Origin of the sequence: Streptomyces lincolnensis (genome assembly GCF_001685355.1) — a bacterium.
GTDB classification, from domain to species: Bacteria; Actinomycetota; Actinomycetes; order Streptomycetales; family Streptomycetaceae; genus Streptomyces; species Streptomyces lincolnensis.
Map to the genome: position 1 here is coordinate 7,461,088 of NZ_CP016438.1, position 16,776 is coordinate 7,477,863.

The 16,776-nt window shown below is 70.5% G+C and carries 13 protein-coding genes and 1 riboswitch; of the genes, 6 read left to right on the forward strand and 7 right to left on the reverse strand.

Features of this window, described 5'->3' with window-relative positions; genetic code table 11:
• Positions 1 to 76: 76 nt before the first annotated feature.
• The 4 genes from SLINC_RS33190 to SLINC_RS33205 form a co-directional block, all read right to left on the reverse strand.
• Positions 77 to 757: a response regulator gene (locus tag SLINC_RS33190; protein ID WP_067441003.1), complete on the reverse strand. Its 681-nt coding sequence runs from the start codon at positions 755 to 757 to the stop codon at positions 77 to 79.
• Positions 757 to 2,439 carry a sensor histidine kinase gene (locus SLINC_RS33195; RefSeq protein WP_067441007.1) on the reverse strand — a complete coding sequence of 561 codons (1,683 nt, stop codon included), beginning with the start codon at positions 2,437 to 2,439 and terminating at the stop codon, positions 757 to 759. Before SLINC_RS33195 ends, SLINC_RS33190 begins: the two co-directional genes overlap by 1 nt.
• 129 nt (positions 2,440 to 2,568) lie before the next feature.
• Positions 2,569 to 3,513 carry a sucrase ferredoxin gene (locus SLINC_RS33200; protein WP_067441011.1) on the reverse strand — a complete coding sequence of 315 codons (945 nt, stop codon included), beginning with the start codon at positions 3,511 to 3,513 and terminating at the stop codon, positions 2,569 to 2,571.
• A 54-nt stretch (positions 3,514 to 3,567) separates the two neighbouring features.
• A complete protein-coding gene (locus tag SLINC_RS33205; RefSeq protein WP_067441014.1) occupies positions 3,568 to 4,824 on the reverse strand; it encodes a citrate synthase in 1,257 nt (418 codons plus the stop codon).
• Positions 4,825 to 4,947: 123 nt separating this feature from the next.
• Here SLINC_RS33205 and SLINC_RS33210 point away from each other — a divergent pair, with 123 nt between their 5' ends.
• The gene (locus tag SLINC_RS33210) at positions 4,948 to 6,138 is read left to right on the forward strand and encodes a citrate synthase/methylcitrate synthase (protein WP_067441016.1); all 1,191 of its coding nucleotides are present in this window, start codon (positions 4,948 to 4,950) and stop codon (positions 6,136 to 6,138) included.
• A gap of 101 nt (positions 6,139 to 6,239) precedes the next feature.
• Here SLINC_RS33210 and SLINC_RS33215 read toward each other — a convergent pair whose 3' ends face one another.
• Together SLINC_RS33215 and SLINC_RS33220 are read right to left on the reverse strand one after the other, a co-directional pair.
• Positions 6,240 to 6,485: a hypothetical protein gene (locus tag SLINC_RS33215; RefSeq protein WP_067445954.1), complete on the reverse strand. Its 246-nt coding sequence runs from the start codon at positions 6,483 to 6,485 to the stop codon at positions 6,240 to 6,242.
• Positions 6,486 to 7,103: 618 nt separating this feature from the next.
• A complete protein-coding gene (locus SLINC_RS33220) occupies positions 7,104 to 7,661 on the reverse strand; it encodes a DUF6082 family protein (protein ID WP_067441019.1) in 558 nt (185 codons plus the stop codon).
• Positions 7,662 to 7,982: 321 nt separating this feature from the next.
• On the opposite strand from SLINC_RS33220, the gene SLINC_RS33225 reads away from it, so the two are divergent.
• The gene (locus tag SLINC_RS33225) at positions 7,983 to 9,074 is read left to right on the forward strand and encodes a CobW family GTP-binding protein (protein WP_182449229.1); all 1,092 of its coding nucleotides are present in this window, start codon (positions 7,983 to 7,985) and stop codon (positions 9,072 to 9,074) included.
• Here the strand turns inward: SLINC_RS33225 and SLINC_RS33230 are convergent.
• The gene (locus SLINC_RS33230; protein WP_067441025.1) at positions 9,071 to 11,527 is read right to left on the reverse strand and encodes a DNA gyrase/topoisomerase IV subunit A; all 2,457 of its coding nucleotides are present in this window, start codon (positions 11,525 to 11,527) and stop codon (positions 9,071 to 9,073) included. The two genes, SLINC_RS33225 and SLINC_RS33230, sit on opposite strands and share 4 nt — an antisense overlap.
• A 326-nt stretch (positions 11,528 to 11,853) precedes the next feature.
• Here SLINC_RS33230 and SLINC_RS33235 point away from each other — a divergent pair, with 326 nt between their 5' ends.
• The 4 genes from SLINC_RS33235 to SLINC_RS33250 all read left to right on the forward strand — a co-directional run bounded on the left by SLINC_RS33235 (position 11,854) and on the right by SLINC_RS33250 (position 16,660).
• Positions 11,854 to 13,254, forward strand: a complete 1,401-nt coding sequence (locus SLINC_RS33235; RefSeq protein WP_079164858.1) for a M16 family metallopeptidase — start codon at positions 11,854 to 11,856, stop codon at positions 13,252 to 13,254.
• Positions 13,251 to 14,639 (forward strand): M16 family metallopeptidase, encoded by a 1,389-nt coding sequence (locus SLINC_RS33240; RefSeq protein ID WP_067441031.1) that lies wholly within the window; start codon positions 13,251 to 13,253, stop codon positions 14,637 to 14,639. The genes SLINC_RS33235 and SLINC_RS33240 overlap by 4 nt, the downstream gene beginning before the upstream one ends.
• A 189-nt stretch (positions 14,640 to 14,828) precedes the next feature.
• A riboswitch (cyclic di-AMP (ydaO/yuaA leader) is annotated at positions 14,829 to 14,992 on the forward strand.
• A 12-nt stretch (positions 14,993 to 15,004) separates the two neighbouring features.
• Positions 15,005 to 15,778: a M23 family metallopeptidase gene (locus tag SLINC_RS33245; RefSeq protein WP_067441034.1), complete on the forward strand. Its 774-nt coding sequence runs from the start codon at positions 15,005 to 15,007 to the stop codon at positions 15,776 to 15,778.
• A 186-nt stretch (positions 15,779 to 15,964) separates the two neighbouring features.
• A complete protein-coding gene (locus SLINC_RS33250; protein WP_067441037.1) occupies positions 15,965 to 16,660 on the forward strand; it encodes a GntR family transcriptional regulator in 696 nt (231 codons plus the stop codon).
• Positions 16,661 to 16,776 lie beyond the last annotated feature (116 nt).

The window sequence follows — 16,776 nt, forward strand, 5'->3', positions numbered from 1 at the left end:
GGAGTGACATCTCCGGGCTTCGCATCCGTATGTAAGGCGGGCACGGTTCCTTCCCCCGCCCCCACGGGCCGTGTCCTCAGGCGCGGGTCGCCCACACGTAACGGTGTTCCGGGCGACCCGCGTCGCCGTACTTGAGGGTCAGTCTGGCCCGTCCCGTGCGTTCCAGGAGTTTCAGATAGCGCTGGGCCGTCTGGCGGCTCACGCCGGTCCGTTCGGCGATCTCCTGGGCCGAGAGGGGGCCCTCGGCGTTCATCAGGGACCGGCGGACGAGCTCCGCGGTGGTGGGGGAGTGCCCTTTGGGCAGTTCGGGCTCCGAGGACGCGGACAGCGCGCCGAAGATGCGGTCCACCTCGGCCTGTTCCGCCTCTCCGCCGTCGTCGATCGTGCGGCGCAGCTGGGCGTAGGCCTCCAGCTTGGCGCGCAGGCCCGCGAAGGCGAAGGGCTTGACCAGGTACTGAACGGCGCCGTGCCGCATCGCCGCCTGAACGGTCGTCACGTCCCGGGCGGCCGTCACCATGATCACGTCGGTTTGGTGGCCGCGGCGGCGCATCTCCTGGACGACCGAGAGGCCCGTCTCGTCGGGCAGATAGTGGTCCATGAGCACCAGGTCCACGTGCGGCAGCGTCGCCAGCCGGTCCAGGGCCTGGGCAGCGTTGTGGGCCTCGCCGGCCACGTGGAAGCCCGGCACCTTCTCGACGTAGGCGGCATTGACCCGGGCGACCCGGATGTCGTCGTCCACGACCAGGACCTCGATCATCACGACTCCTCCTCGGTGGCGGCCCCTGCGGCCTGCGATGCGGTGAGTGCGGGCTCCGGGCCCGGCTCCGCCAGGACGTCGGGCAGGACGACGGTGAACTCCGCGCCTCCGCCGCCCGCCTCGCCGACCGTCGCGCTGCCACCTTGCCGTTCGGCGAGCCTGCGCACCAGGGAGAGTCCGATACCGCGTTCCCGGTGCGCCGGGGGCTTCTTGGTGGACCATCCCTCGGTGAAGATCAACTCCCGGTGCTCGACCGGGATTCCCGGCCCCGTGTCGCGCACTCTGAGCACGGCGGTGCGGCCCTCCGTGCGCAGTTCGACCTCCACGCGCGCGTGCGGCGAGCCGGCGGCCGCGTCCAGCGCGTTGTCGACCAGGTTGCCGAGGATCGTGACGAGCCCGCCGGGATCGACCAGCCGGTCCGGCAGCCGGGTCCGGTCGGAGACCCACAGCGCCACTCCGCGCTCGGCCGCGACGGTCGCCTTGCCGACCAGCAGCGCGGCGATCAGCGGGTCCTCGATCTTCTCGGTGACCTGTTCCGCGGTGGCGCGATGGTCACCGACCACCTCTCCGACGAACTCGACGGCGTCGTCGTACATCTCCAGTTCGAGCAGCCCGAGGAGCGTGTGCATGCGGTTGGCGTGCTCGTGGTCCTGGGCCCGCAGGGCGTCGATCAGGCCGCGCGTGGAGTCGAGCTCCCGGCCCAGCTGTTCCAGTTCGGTGCGGTCGCGAAGGGTGGCGACGGCGCCTCCGTCGTCGGTGGGCATGCGGTTGGCGACCAGCACCCGCTGGCCGCGCACGGTGAGCAGATCGGTGCCCGTCACCCGGCCCGTCAGGACGTCGGCGGTACGGCCCTCGCCGAGCGCCTCCTCAGGAGACCGGCCCACGACCTCGTCGCCGATGCCCAGCAGCCGCTGCGCCTCGTCGTTGAGCAGGCGGACGCGGCCGGCGCGATCCAGGGCCACGACGCCCTCCCGGATGCCGTGCAGCATGGCCTCACGTTCGGCGAGCAGCCCCGAGATGTCCGAGAAGGCCAGGTCACGGGTCTGGCGCTGGACCCGGCGGGAGATGAGCCAGGCGGCCAGCGCGCCTACGGCGAGGGCGCCGCCGGCGTATGCGAACAGTCCGGGGATCGCGTGGATCAGCCGCGCCCGCACGCTGTCGTACGCGATACCGACCGAGACCGCGCCCACGATCTCGCCGTCGCTGTCGCGCAGGGGCACCTTGCCCCGGGCGGTGCGGCCCAGGGTGCCGCTGTCGATCTGCATGACCTCCTTGCCGGCCAGGGCCTGTCCGGGGTCGGTCGAGACGGTCCTGCCGACCTCGCTGCGGGTGGGGTGCGACCAGCGCACGCCCCGCCAGTCCATGACCACGATGTACTCGGCGTGGGTGGCCCTGCGGATCTGCTCGGCCTGCCGCTGGACGGGGCCGTCGGCCAGTGGAGGCGTGTCCTTCACCTCATCGGCCAGCCGAGGCCGGGCCGCGGTGGTCTGCGCGATCGCCAGGGCGCGGCGCATCGCCTGGTCGTCCAGCTGGTCGCTGAGCGGCGCGAGGAACAGCCCGGTCGCGAGCACCGCGACTCCCGCGGCGATCGCCAGCTGCATCAGCAGCACCTGCGAGAACACCCGCCGCGGCAGCCCGAGACGCAGGCGGCGGACGAGGGGAGTGGGGCGGCTCATACCCATGACGGTACGTGGGTGTGCGGGAGCCGCCGCAGGGGGTGTGGTGTGGATCTCTTGATCAATGTCTTGATCAAGAGGTGAGGCCGATCGGTGGACCGCCGAGGCCGCCCGCGCCCGGTGCGGGCGGCTCCGTCAGCTCACCAGTGCCGCGGTCGCCGGCAGCCGGCGTACCGCCACCACGTCCATCCGGGCGGGCGAGCCGAGGACCGACGTCCCGCAGCTCTCCGGGCGGGGCGGCAGACCGGCCTCCTGGGACACCGAGACCCGCCAGCGGCGTCCGTCGACGTGGGCGACGGTCACCTCCCAGAGTGGTGCGGCGCCCTCCGTGCGGACGACGGTGAGGGCCTCCGCGGTGTACTCACGCGCCGCCGTGCGCACGGCCAGCTCGGCCGCCTGACCGGGCCGCTCCCAGGCGGAGTTGCCGCGGCACCCCTCGACCACGATGCGTCCCTCCTGGACGCTGTGCAGGACTTGCTTGACGGCATGTGCCTCGGCCCGGCCGTAGGCGTATCCGTACGGCAGTACGAGCAAGGTCGGCGAGAAGCGGTGACCACCCAGATGGGTGACCTCCCAAACGCCCTCGACGCCGGAGGCGGCCAGCTCGGCGGCGAGAGGGCGGCCCAGGAGGGCGCAGCAGCGGTCGCGCTTGCCGTTGGTGCACACCAGCGCGAGCGGAGAGCCGGTGTGGGGCTGCCCGTCGAGCGCCGCGTCGAAGCTGTGGTGGTCACCCCGGCCGAGCGCGGCGAAGTCGACGTCGAGGAGCCGGTGCGGGTCGCGGGTGGTGGCGGTCCGCAGCCACACGTTCCCCGGCACTGTGTGGGCCGCGTACACCTTCCGGGCCTCCGGGGTGCCGCTGTCGGCGTGACGCCCGGGACGGCGGATGAGTGCCACGCGGACGCCCGTGCCCATCGTGGCCGCTTCCAGGGCGCGGCCCAGCACGGGGTCCAGGTGGCTCGAAGTGAGCGCCTTGGCACCCCAGGGACCGGGCTGCTCCAGGAGCAGCCAGGTCGTCGCCGCAGCCGCGGTCCCGGAAATGGGCTCGTCGAGGTCCCGGGAGACTGTTGAGCACATACTCACAGAGGTGAGCCTAACCTGACTTGAGCCAGGGCGACTTCCGGAGAGCCAGGTGTCCTACTCGGGCAGTGGCTGGGGCGGCCGCGGACCCACGTAGTGACCGCTCGGGCGCATCCGGAGCGGGCGCTCGCCGTACTCCTCCAGGGCGTGGGCGATCCAGCCCGCCGTACGGGCCACGGCGAAGATCGTCTCACCCGCCGTGGCGGGCATGCCGGAGGAGGCCGTGAGCACGGCGAGCGCCAGGTCGACGTTGGCGTGGAGGGGGGCGTGGCGCGCGGTGGTCGCGACGATGTCGCGGGCCGCCAGGAGGGCGGGCTCGGCGCGCGGGATCTCCTCCAGCAGGGCGAACAGGGCACGCGCGCGTGGGTCCTCGCCGGGGTACAGCCGGTGTCCCAGTCCGGGAATGCGCCGCCCGGCCCGCAGCTCGTCCGCGATCACGGGGGCCGCGTCGCCCTGGTCCAGTACGTCGAGCAGGAGCTTGTGGGCCAGGCCGCTGGCGGCCCCGTGCAGGGGACCCTCCAGCACACCGAGCCCGGTGGAGACGGCCGCGTAGGCGTGCGCACGGGCCGAGGCGGCGACGCGCACGGCGAGCGTGGAGGCCGCCAGGTCATGGTCGACGAGTAGGGCGAGCGCCGTGTCCAGGGCGCGCAGGGACGCGTCGTCGGCGTGCCGGCCGCTGAGCCTGGTCCACAACCGATGGGCCAGCGGGCCGCCCTCACGGTGGTCGTGCCGCACGGGCGGGAGAGCGGCGACCAGGGTGGGGATGAGGACGCGCGCCGTGCCGAGCACGGCCTCCTCCGACAGGTCGAAGCGGAGCGGGTCCGCGACCGCGGCGGCGATCGCCGCGACCCGCAACCGGTCGGTGGGCGCGGTGTGTTCGGGCAGTGCGTCGACGGCCCGGCGGGCGACGGTGACGGCGGCATCGGATGCCGTGAACGTGGCGCCAGGGCGCATCCGGCCCGTCCACAGCCACTCGGCGACCTCTTCGTAGGAGTGCCGTGCGGCCAGCTCGGTCGCGTCGACGCCCCGGAAGTAGTACCGGTCGGTGTCGATGAGGGTGAGGCGGGTTCGTACGGCGGGCTCGCCGCCGGTTCCTGAACTCCCGCCGCTCTCACGCCTGTTGCGCCGGGCGAGCGCCTCCACCTCCTTGGTGTCGAAGGTGCTGCCCCTGCCGCCGGACACGCGACGGCTGGAGAGCTGGCCGCGGCTCACGTAGGCGTACACGGTCTCGGGTTTCACGCCCAGCAGTTCGGCGGCCTCCTTGGTGGTCAGCCGCTGTTCGGCGAGGTCGGGGCGGGGTTCGTGATCGCGCATAAGAGGTCACCGTATCCGCAGCTCGTCATGTTGATTAGCGTGTATTGATTAATCAATATTGACAGTGATCTAGTCAACCATGGACAGTCGAATCAAGTTCAAGGGGAAAGTCCAGGGAGAATCATGTCTGCCAACAGGTCCGTCAGCAGGTCCGTCAGCAGGACGGCAGGTGCCCTCGTCGAGGTGCCGCGAGGGCTCGCGGGGGTCGTCGTCACCGACACCGAGATCGGGGACGTGCGAGGAGTCGAGGGGTTCTACCACTACCGCCAGTACTCGGCCGTCGACCTCGCCCGGACGCGAGGGTTCGAGGACGTCTGGCATCTGCTCGTCCACGGTGAGCTGCCGGACGCCGAACGTGCCGCCGCCTTCGCCGCCGAGACCGCCGCGCTGCGTCGGCTGCCCATCGAAGTGTCGGCCGCCCTGCCCGCCATCGCCAGGGCGGGTGCGGGCTCCGGGCCGCTTGCGGGGATGCGTACGGCGTTGTCGCTGCTGGGTGCGGCGAAGGGATTCCGTCCTGTCTACGACCTCGATGCGGACCGGCGGCGCCAGGACGCGCTGGTCGCCGCCGCGGCCGTACCGACGCTCCTGACGGCGCTGCATCGGCTGGGCCAGGGGCTGGAGCCTGTGGAGCCGCGGGAGGATCTGTCGTACGCCGCGAATTACCTGTACATGCTCACGGGGGCAGAACCCGATGCGCAGCGGGCTCGGGCCATCGAGCAATACTTGATCTCAACTATTGATCACGGATTCAATGCATCAACCTTTGCGGCGCGGGTCATCACGTCGACGGGGGCGGATGTGGCGGCCTGTCTCGTCGGGGCGGTGGGGGCCTTGTCCGGGCCGTTGCACGGTGGTGCTCCCAGTCGGGCGCTGGACACCCTGGACGCGATCGGCACGCCCGATCGCATCGACTCCTGGATTCGTGAGCGGGTGCTGGCCGGTGAGCGCATCATGGGTTTCGGTCACGCGATCTACCGGACCGAGGATCCCCGCTCCCGGATGCTGCGGGAGATCGCCGAGCGTTTCGGTGGTCCGCGCGTCGCCTTCGCCGTCGAGGTCGAGCGCCGCGTCGAGCGCATCCTCGCCGAGCTGAAGCCCGGTCGGGAGCTCCACGCCAACGTCGAGTTCTACGCCGGCGTCGTCATGGAGCTCTGCGGGCTGCCCCGCGAGATGTTCACCCCGACGTTCGCCGCGGGGCGGGTGGTGGGCTGGAGCGCCAACATCCTGGAACAGGCGGCGGACCCGAAGATCATCAGGCCGGTGGCTCGGTATGTGGGGCCGGGGGCGCCGGTGGCGGTGCCGGAGCTTGCCTGAGGGCTTGGACGCACATGCCTGTCGCGTCCGCTTCCGACATGCAAGGGCTCGGCACCGCCTGGTACCGAGCCCGGGATGGTGCGTGTCAGCGGACGACGTGATCAGGCATCGGGGATGTCCTTCTTCGCCTCGATCAGGGTCTCCCGGCTGATGACGACGATGCGCTCGTAGTCGGCGCGGGAAGCGTCGGCGGGCAGTTGCCCGTCGAGTGCTTCCGTGGCTTCCGTGCCGATGATGGCGAAGTTGCCATCGCTGAGTTCGAAGATGTCCGGGCAGGTTCCTGCGTTCACGCTCGGCGATGACCGGCGTTGCCGGGGCGCCTTGCCGAGCCGCCGTACGATTTCCACTTCCACCTGCTGTTGGCCTCCCCTGTTTGCGGGCTTGAGTGCTGCCCTGGAACCGTCGACCTGTGAGTCCCCTGCGCGGAGCAGGGAAACGGGTGTGCGAGAGCTTCCGGCGCCAAGAGGAATGTCGGTCTTGGCGTGAATCAGGGTTTCACGTGTGACTACGACGATGCGGTCGTCCTTGGTTAGGGGCGTACCGGTCGGAAGGTGTGCATCCAACCCGTTCGTGGCGTCGGTTCCGATAACGGCGAAGTTACCATCAGCCAACTCGAAGATATCTGGGCAATTCTGTCCGGACACGCTTCCGCGAGCTCTCGGAGAAGTGCCGAGCCGACGGACGATCTGAATCACTGTTCAAGTTCCCCTTGGTCTCAAGGTCTGGGCGCCTGCGCGCTGCGCGGTGCGATGCGACCCTGTGGGGCTGCTACCTCGACGACCGGGCGGCATGGAGCGACGGTTCAACGGGGGTCGACCCTTAACGCGATCGCGGAGCAGTCAACCCTGTTGGCATCAGGGGAAACGCGTGAATTTGCCAGTTCGTTATCGCCCGACGGTGTGATGCACTCGGAATGGCACATCGGTGGACGAAACTTCACGTCGGACGGCGATGCGGAGTCGGTGCTAGTCGGCTGGGGGCTCGCCCACGACCCACCACTCGTCGCTGTCTGCTTCCTCGAGTTGACGCAGCAGGTCGTCAACCAATCGTCCGAGTTCCGCCTCTTCGGATGTATCGATCAACGTGGCCCGATGAGGGCGAGTGACCCGCCAGTACTCCCTGAAGATGGGATTCTGCAGGATGCCTCGGGCAAATCCGAAGAATTCCTCGCGGCTGATGTTGCCGATGCGGTAGTAGCAGAGGGCATTGGTGTAGAGGGCGTTGGCGAACAGGTACTGGCGCTGCTTCTTGGCGGAGACGGCCTCCTCGTAGGTGTCCAGCACCTCGGCGAGTTCGGGGTCGTCCATGGCCTTGCTCAGCAGCTCCCAGTGCAGGCGCTGCTGCTGGGCGATGTTGGTTTCGCGCTGAGCCTGTGCGGCCTGCTCCAGGTGTTCCACGCGCACGCGCAGTGAGTCGATGGCCTGACGCTGTGCGGTCAGGAGCGCGAGGGCTCCGGTCGCCAGGCCAAGGCCTGCCGCTGTGATCGCCCCCCATCCCCGTGTTGCACGTTTCTGTGTGGCCATGTCAACCCCCGAATCAGGCGGCCGTCCGCCGGTCGTCGGGGTGCGGGTCGACTGTAGGGGACCGGCGAGCGGTGGGCGGCGCTTGCCGTCTCCCAGGGTGCCGAGCGGCTCTGATCGGCGGGGGAGGCGGAGAGGAGGCGCACGGAGGGATGTGAGGGTCGCACGGACCGGCGCCTTGACCAACGTCTGCCCCGCAAGTGTTGCTAACAATCGTTCACTCGGCGGGGATTCTTCCGGCTCGTATCCTGGGTGCGCATTCAATCCTCGTACGTGCGCAAGGCGACGGACCGGCGCACGCGGTGGCGTGAGAGAGGGAGCGCGTTGAGTCGGAGTCGGCAGCAGATCCCGGTGGTCGTCCTGGCCGGATTCCTGGGTTCCGGTAAGACCACGCTTCTGAACCATCTCCTCCATCGCAGCGGCGGCAGCCGTATCGGCGCCATCGTCAACGACTTCGGTGCCATCGAGATCGACGCGATGGCGGTCGCCGGCGCGCTCGGCGACTCCACCGTCTCCCTCGGCAACGGGTGCCTGTGCTGTGCGGTGGACACGAGTGAACTCGACGTCTATCTGGAGCGGCTGGCCCGCCCCGACACCGGCATCGACGTCATCGTCATCGAGGCCAGCGGTCTCGCCGAGCCCGAGGAACTGGTGCGCATGCTGCTCGCCAGTGACCATCCGGGTGTGGTGTACGGCGGACTGATCGAGGTCGTCGACGCCGCCGAGTTCGACGCGACCCGCGCGATGCATCCCGAGATCGACCGGCATCTCGCCCTCGCCGACCTCGTGGTGGTCAACAAGCTCGACCGTTCGGGCGACGGCGGACGTGTGCTCGGGCAGGTCGGTGAACTCGTCGACCGGGCCGCCGTCGTCCCCGCCACCTACGGCCGCATCGACCCCGAGTTCCTCTTCGACTGCCGCCCGAGCGAGGAGCGCATCGGGCAGTTGTCCTTCGACGACCTGCACGAGTCACAGCCACAGCCACACGACGCGCACGAGTCACACGATCATGACCGGCGCGACCACCACTCCGGTCACCTGCACACCGCCTACGACTCCCTCTCCTTCACCTCCGAAGTCCCCCTCGACCCGCGTCGGTTGATGGGGTTCCTCGACAGCAGGCCCGAGGGGCTCTACCGCATCAAGGGGTACGTCGACTTCGGGGCGCACGATCCGCGGAACCGGTACGCCGTCCACGCCGTCGGCCGGTTCCTCCGGTTCTACCCGGAGCCCTGGACGGCCGCCGACGCCCGCCTCACCCAGCTCGTGCTCATCGGCTCCGGCATCGACGCGCCCGCGCTCGGCAAGGAGCTGGAGGCGTGCAAGAGCGACGCCCCGCACACCGCCGACGAGCACGGTATGTGGGGCGTCCTGAGGTACGTACAGGATCCCGGCGAGGGGGACCCGGAGGCTTAGACCGGTCCCGCCACCACCGACACCGTCTTCGCCAGGGACACGCCCGAGCCGTCGCGGCGCGGGTCCATCTCCGGGAGGTCGGCCGGGGTGCCGGTCTTCTGGGCCGCGCGCGCGGGGACGGGGCCCGCCCAGGCCAGGGAGAGACAGTCCTCGCCCTTCAGGAAGCGCTGGCACCGTACGCCGCCTGTGGCGCGGCCCTTGCGCGGGTACTGGTCGAACGGGGTCAGCTTGGCCGTCGTCTGGACGGAGTCGTCGAGGGTGCCGCGCGAGCCCGCGACCGTGAAGACGACCGCGTCCACCGCCGGATCCACCGCGGTGAAGGAGATGACCTTCGCGCCGTCGGTGAGCTTGATACCGGCCACGCCACCGGCCGGACGGCCCTGGGGCCTGACCTGGGACGCCTGGAAGCGCAGCAGTTGGGCGTCGTCCGTGATGAAGACCAGGTCCTCCTCGCCGGTGCGCAGCTCGACGGCGCCGACGATGCGGTCACCCTCCTTGAGGGTGATGACCTCCAGCTCCTCCTTGTTGGACGGGTAGTCGGGGACGACCCGCTTGACGATGCCCTGCTCGGTGCCGAGCGCGAGGCCCGGGGAGGACTCGTCGAGCGTGGTCAGACACGCCACCGTCTCCTCGCCCTCCAGGGAGACGAACTCCGACACCGGGGCACCACCGGACAGGTTCGGCGCGGCCGTCGTCTCCGGGAGCTGGGGCAGGTCCACGACGTTCACCCGGAGCAGGCGTCCCAGGGACGTCACCACGCCGATCTCGCCGCGTGCCGTGGCCGGTACCGCCGAGACGATCACGTCGTGCTTGGCACGCTTGCCGTCGCTGTCCTCCGGGAACGGCTCGCCGTTCGCCGTACGGGCCAGCAGGCCCGTCGAGGACAGCAGGACCCGGCACGGGTCGTCCGCCACCTGGAGGGGGACGGCCGCGGTCGGCAGGCCCGCCGCGTCCAGCAGGACCGTACGCCGCGGGGCGCCGAACTTCTTGGCCACCGCGGCCAGTTCGGCGGAGACCAGCTTGCGCAGCTCGGTGTCCGAGTCGAGGATCCGGGTCAGCTCGGCGATCTCCGCGTTGAGCCTGTCCTTCTCCGACTCCAGCTCGATGCGGTCGAACCTGGTGAGGCGCCGCAGGGGCGTGTCCAGGATGTACTGCGTCTGGATGTCGCTCAGCGAGAAGCGCTCGATCAGGCGCTCCTTGGCCTGCGCGGAGTTGTCGCTGGAGCGGATCAGACGGATGACCTCGTCGATGTCGACCAGGGCGGTGAGCAGACCCTCGACCAGGTGCAGCCGGTCGCGCTTCTTGCCGCGGCGGAACTCGCTGCGGCGCCGCACGACCTCGAAGCGGTGGTCGAGATAGACCTCCAGGAGCTCCTTGAGGCCGAGGGTGAGGGGCTGACCGTCCACCAGCGCGACGTTGTTGACGCCGAAGGACTCCTCCATCGGGGTCAGCTTGTAGAGCTGCTCCAGGACGGCCTCGGGTACGAAGCCGTTCTTGATCTCGATGACCAGGCGCAGGCCGTGCGCCCGGTCGGTGAGGTCCTTGACGTCCGCGATGCCCTGGAGCTTCTTCGAGCCGACCAGGTCCTTGATCTTGGCGATCACCTTCTCCGGGCCGACCGTGAAGGGCAGTTCGGTGACGACCAGGCCCTTGCGGCGCGCGCTGACGTTCTCCACCGACACCGTGGCGCGGATCTTGAAGGTGCCGCGGCCCGTCTCGTAGGCGTCCCGGATGCCGGTGAGGCCGACGATACGGCCGCCGGTGGGCAGGTCGGGGCCCGGGATGTGCTTCATCAGGGCGTCCAGATCCGCGTTCGGGTAGCGGATCAGATGGCGGGCGGCCGCGATGACCTCGGAGAGGTTGTGCGGCGGCATGTTGGTGGCCATGCCGACCGCGATGCCGGAGGCGCCGTTCACCAGCAGGTTCGGGAAGGCGGCGGGCAGCGCGCCCGGCTCCTGCTCCTGGCCGTCGTAGTTGGGCGCGAAGTCGACCGTGTCCTCGTCGATGGACTCCGTCATCAGGCTCGCGGCCTCGGCGGCGCGGCACTCGGTGTACCGCATGGCGGCCGGCGGGTCGTCGTTGCCCAGGGAGCCGAAGTTGCCGTGGCCGTCGACCAGCGGGACGCGCATCGAGAACGGCTGGGCCATGCGCACCAGGGCGTCGTAGATCGACGCGTCGCCGTGCGGGTGCAACTTACCCATGACCTCGCCGACGACACGGGCGCACTTCACATAGCCGCGGTCGGGGCGCAGGCCCATCTCGTTCATCTGGTAGACGATGCGGCGGTGCACCGGCTTGAGACCGTCGCGGGCGTCCGGCAGGGCGCGGGAGTAGATGACCGAGTACGCGTACTCGAGGTACGAACCCTTCATCTCGTCCACGACGTCGATGTCGAGGATCCGCTCCTCGTACGAGTCGTCGGGCGGCGGGGTCTTCGTGCTGCGGCGGGCCATCGCTGCCGGCTCCTCTTTTCTGGTCGCTCGCCTACGGGTCGCTCACGTCGGCCCTTTGGCTCACTCTTGCTGAAGCGTGAACGGGATCTGACGCGGACCATTGTGGACCGCGGCACTGACAGTCCGGGCCAGGACCCGGCTGAGCCGCCCGGCCCGGCGCGGCACAGTGCCTCCCTCACGATTGCCCGCAGGCTACGCGATCCGCTGTGGGCGTACGTGCTCCGGGAACTTCGCCGAGCCTCCGCACGCTTGCATACAGTGGCAGGACCGGCAGGAAAACCGCGGTTTCGACGACCGCGTCAGCCATTGAAGGGACGTACATGCCCATGGGTCACACGGCCACAGACCAGGCAGGCACCGGGGGCCTGACAGCGACCGAGCACCGCCTGGCCAACGGGCTGCGGGTGGTGCTCTCCGAGGACCACCTGACCCCGGTCGCGGCGGTGTGCCTCTGGTACGACGTCGGCTCGCGCCACGAGGTCAAGGGACGTACCGGCCTGGCTCACCTTTTCGAGCACCTGATGTTCCAGGGCTCCGGACAGGTCAAGGGCAACGGCCACTTCGAGCTCGTCCAGGGCGCCGGCGGCTCGCTCAACGGCACCACCAGCTTCGAGCGCACCAACTACTTCGAGACCATGCCCACCCACCAGCTGGAGCTCGCCCTCTGGCTGGAGGCCGACCGCATGGGCTCCCTGCTCGCCGCCCTGGACGACGAGTCGATGGAGAACCAGCGGGACGTCGTCAAGAACGAGCGCCGGCAGCGCTACGACAACGTCCCCTACGGCACCGCGTTCGAGAAGCTCACCGCCCTCGCCTACCCGGAGGGCCACCCCTACCACCACACCCCGATCGGTTCGATGGCCGACCTGGACGCGGCCACCCTGGAGGACGCGCGCGCGTTCTTCCGCACGTACTACGCGCCCAACAACGCCGTGCTGTCGGTCGTCGGCGACATCGACCCGGAGCAGACGCTCGCCTGGGTCGAGAAGTACTTCGGTTCCATCACCTCCCACGACGGCAAGCCCGCGCCGCGTGACGGCTCGCTGCCCGAGGTCATCGGGGAGCAGCTCCGCGAGGTCGTGGAGGAAGAGGTCCCCGCGCGCGCGTTGATGGCTGCCTACCGGCTGCCGCACGACGGTACGCGCGCGTGCGACGCGGCCGATCTGGCGCTCACCATCCTCGGCGGCGGCGAGTCCTCCCGCATCTACAACCGGCTGGTCCGCCGCGACCGTACGGCGGTCGCGGCCGGGTTCGGTCTGCTGCGGCTGGCCGGGGCGCCCTCCCTGGGCTGGCTGGACGTGAAGACGTCCGGCGACGTCGAGGTGCCGGTCATCGAGGCCGCGATCGACGAGGAACTCGCCCGGTTCGCCGCCGAAGGCCCCACGGCCGAGGAGATGGAGCGCGCCCAGGCCCAGTTGGAGCGCGAGTGGCTGGACCGGCTCGGCACGGTCGCGGGCCGAGCCGACGAACTGTGCCGCTACGCAGTGCTGTTCGGCGACCCGCAGCTCGCCCTCACCGCCGTCGGGCGCGTCCTGGACGTGACGGCCGAGGAGGTCCAGGAGGTCGCCAAGGCCCGCCTGCGCCCCGACAACCGCGGGGTCCTCGTCTACGAGCCGACCGCCCCGACCGAGATCGCCCAGAGCGCCGAGGACGCCGAGGGCGCCGACGACCCGGAATCCGCGGCGACCGTGGAAGCCACCGACGAGAACGAGGAGGCGGCCAAGTGACCGAGCTCGCCACGATGGACTTCCACCCCCAGCCGCAGGCGGGCGAGCCCAAGGTCTGGGCCTTCCCCGCCCCCGAGCGCGGGACGCTCGGCAACGGCCTGACGGTCCTGCGCTGCCACCGCCCCGGCCAGCAGGTCGTCGCCGTCGAGGTGCTCCTGGACGCCCCCCTGGAGGCCGAACCGGCCGGCCTGGACGGCGTCGCCACGATCATGGCGCGCGCCTTCTCCGAGGGCACCGACAAGCACGACGCCGAGGAGTTCGCCGCCGAGCTGGAGCGCTGCGGTGCCACCCTCGACGCGCACGCCGACCACCCCGGTGTCCGGCTGAGCCTCGAAGTGCCCGTGTCGCGGCTGACCAAGGGCCTCGGTCTGCTCGCCGACGCCCTCAGGGCGCCCGCGTTCGCCGACAGCGAGGTCGAGCGGCTGGTCCGCAACCGCCTCGACGAGATCCCGCACGAGCTGGCCAACCCGGGCCGCCGCGCGGCCAAGGAGCTCTCCAGGGAGCTGTTCCCGGCGACCTCGCGCATGTCCCGGCCGCGCCAGGGCACCGAGGAGACGGTCACGGCCATCGACTCCACGGCCGTCCGCGGCTTCTACGACAAGCACGTCCGCCCGGCCACCGCCACCGTCGTCGTGGTCGGCGACCTCACCGGCATCGACCTCGACGCGCTGCTCGGTGAGACCCTCGGCGCCTGGACCGGCTCCTCGGCCCAGCCGCGGCCCGTGCCGCCGGTGACCGCCGACGACACCGGCCGGGTCGTCATCGTGGACCGTCCCGGAGCCGTCCAGACGCAGCTGCTGATCGGCCGTATCGGCCCGGACCGGCACGCGCGCGTGTGGCCCGCGCAGGTGCTCGGCACGTACTGCCTGGGCGGCACCCTGACCTCCCGCCTGGACCGCGTCCTGCGCGAGGAGAAGGGCTACACCTACGGCGTGCGGGCGTTCGGGCAGGTCCTGCGCTCGGCACCGGACGGCTCGGGTGCCGCGATGCTCGCCATCAGCGGCTCCGTCGACACCCCGAACACCGGCCCGGCCCTCGACGACCTGTGGACCGTGCTGCGCACGCTCGCGGCTCAGGGGCTGACCGACGCCGAGCGCGACGTCGCCGTGCAGAACCTGGTCGGCGTGGCCCCGCTGAAGTACGAGACGGCGGCCGCCGTCGCCGGCACGCTGGCCGACCAGGTCGAGCAGCACCTGCCGGACGACTTCCAGGCGACGCTGTACCAGCAGCTCGCCGCGACCGGCACCGTCGAGGCCACCGCGGCCGTCGTGAGCGCCTTCCCGGTCGACCGCCTGGTGACGGTCCTCGTCGGTGACGCGGCCGAGATCAAGGCACCCGTCGAGGCCCTCGGCATCGGCGAGGTCAAGGTCGTGACGGCTGAGTAGAGACGCACGCGCGCGGGCCCTGGTGACTGATGGGTCGCCAGGGCCCCCGTATGTCCGAATTAGGGGAGAGGTTGCCTGTCTGCCCTGTGGCATGCGCTACAAAACCCGTGATCTGTTTGGGGATTGAAACCCGCCCCGCTTAGCGTCTTCCGGGCTGTCCGTCAGGCACCGCGCCGCATCCGCGGCACCGGACAGTCATCGCCGAGTCCCCGTACGGCGCAAGCCAGGGGAGCCGGGGACCCACACCAAGTCCCTGGGGTGAATCGGACGCCCGCGCACCGCGAGGGGGTCCGTAGGAGACCTTCCTGCTCCGAACCCGTCAGCTAACCCGGTAGGCGAGAGGGAAGGAAAGGACCAGCCACTCCATGGCGTTCATCTGCGCCACCGGGAAGCACCGTCGTCCCAGTCGGACGAAGCGCACCACCGCCCGGGCGGCGAGCGTCGCCGCGCTCACCACCACCGGCGTCATCGGCACCCTGGCCGCCCCCGCGCTCGCCGCCGAACCCGCCGCCGAGCAGACCGGTCTCATCCCCGTCGTCACCCTCGGCGACTCCGTCGCCGAACAGATCGACGCCCAGGCCGACGCCCAGAAGCAGGCCGCCGAGGAGGCCGCGCGCAAGAAGGCCGAGGAGGTCGCCCGCAAGAAGGCGGCCGAGAAGGCCGAGAAGGAGCGCGAGGCCCGCAAGGCCGAGGAGCGCGCCGCCCGCGCCGCCGCCGAGCGCGAGCGCCTCAACCGCTATGTCACCCCGATCTCCGGCTCGTACATCTCGACCGGCTACAAGGCCGGCGGTGCCGTCTGGTCCTCCGGCAGCCACACCGGCGTCGACTTCCACGCCGCGAGCGGCACCGCGGTCCACGCGGTCGGCTCCGGCACCGTCGTCGAGGCCGGCTGGGGAGGGTCGTACGGCAACAACATCGTGATCAGGATGAACGACGGCACCTACACCCAGTACGGCCACCTGTCGTCCCTCGCCGTCTCGGTGGGCCAGACAGTCACCCCGGGTCAGCAGATAGGCCTCTCCGGCGCCACCGGCAACGTCACCGGCGCGCACCTGCACTTCGAGGCCCGCACCAGCGCCGAGTACGGCTCGGACATCGACCCCGTCGCCTACCTCCGCTCGCACGGCGTGAACGTCTGACGACGGACGGCACAACCCCGAGGCCCCGGCTCCCCGAGCCGGGGCTTTCGCCGTTTCCGGGGGCCGTCTGTCCAAAAAATATCCATGGATTCCGGTCCGCCGTCGGAAATTCCCGCTGATTGCAATAGAGTCACGGAACACGCGTCCATCGTCGACGTTTCACGGGGATTAAAGCGGAGGTCGGTCATGCGTATTCCGGCGCACTCGGTATGCACGGCGATCCGGGACGACATCGTCGCGGGTGTCTACGAGCGCGGCAGCCGGCTCACCGAGGAACTGCTCGCGCGTCGCTACGGCGTCTCGCGCGTCCCCGTCCGGGAGGCCCTGCGCACGCTGGAGGCGGAGGGCTTCGTGGTGACCCGGCGGCACGCGGGCGCGTGCGTCGCGGAACCCACCGAGCAGGAGGGCGCCGACCTGCTGGAGATGCGCCTGCTCCTGGAACCGCTCGCCGCCTCCCGGGCCGCCCAGCGGCGCACCGAGGCCCATCTGAAGGTGCTGCGGGGCCTGGTCCGGCTCGGCCAGGAGCGGGCCAGGCGCGGCAACAGCGACGACCTGCGCTCGCTGGGCGGCTGGTTCCACGAGACGCTCGCCCAGGCCTCCGGCAGCCCCGCGATGTCCTCGATGCTCACCCAGCTGCGGCACAAGATCGCCTGGATGCACACGGTGGAGGCACCGGCCGATCCCGTGGAGTCCTGGGCGGAGCACGGCGCGATCGTGGACGCGGTGGCGCGCGGCGACGGGGACCGCGCACGCGCGATCACGGCCCTGCACACCGAACGCTCGACGGCCGCGCACCGCCTGCGGTTCGCCTCCGGCCCGGACCGCGCGGAGCGTGTGAGGAACTCGCAACATCCCGTAAACATGTCCGGCCTGCGGCATTAACACGGGCGCCGTATACAAAGAGCAGGTAATTCGCGGGGGATTACTTCTGCTGCCCGTGAACGGAATATCTGCTGCCCGTGAGCGGGAAAGCGGCTGCCCGTGAACGGGAAATGCGA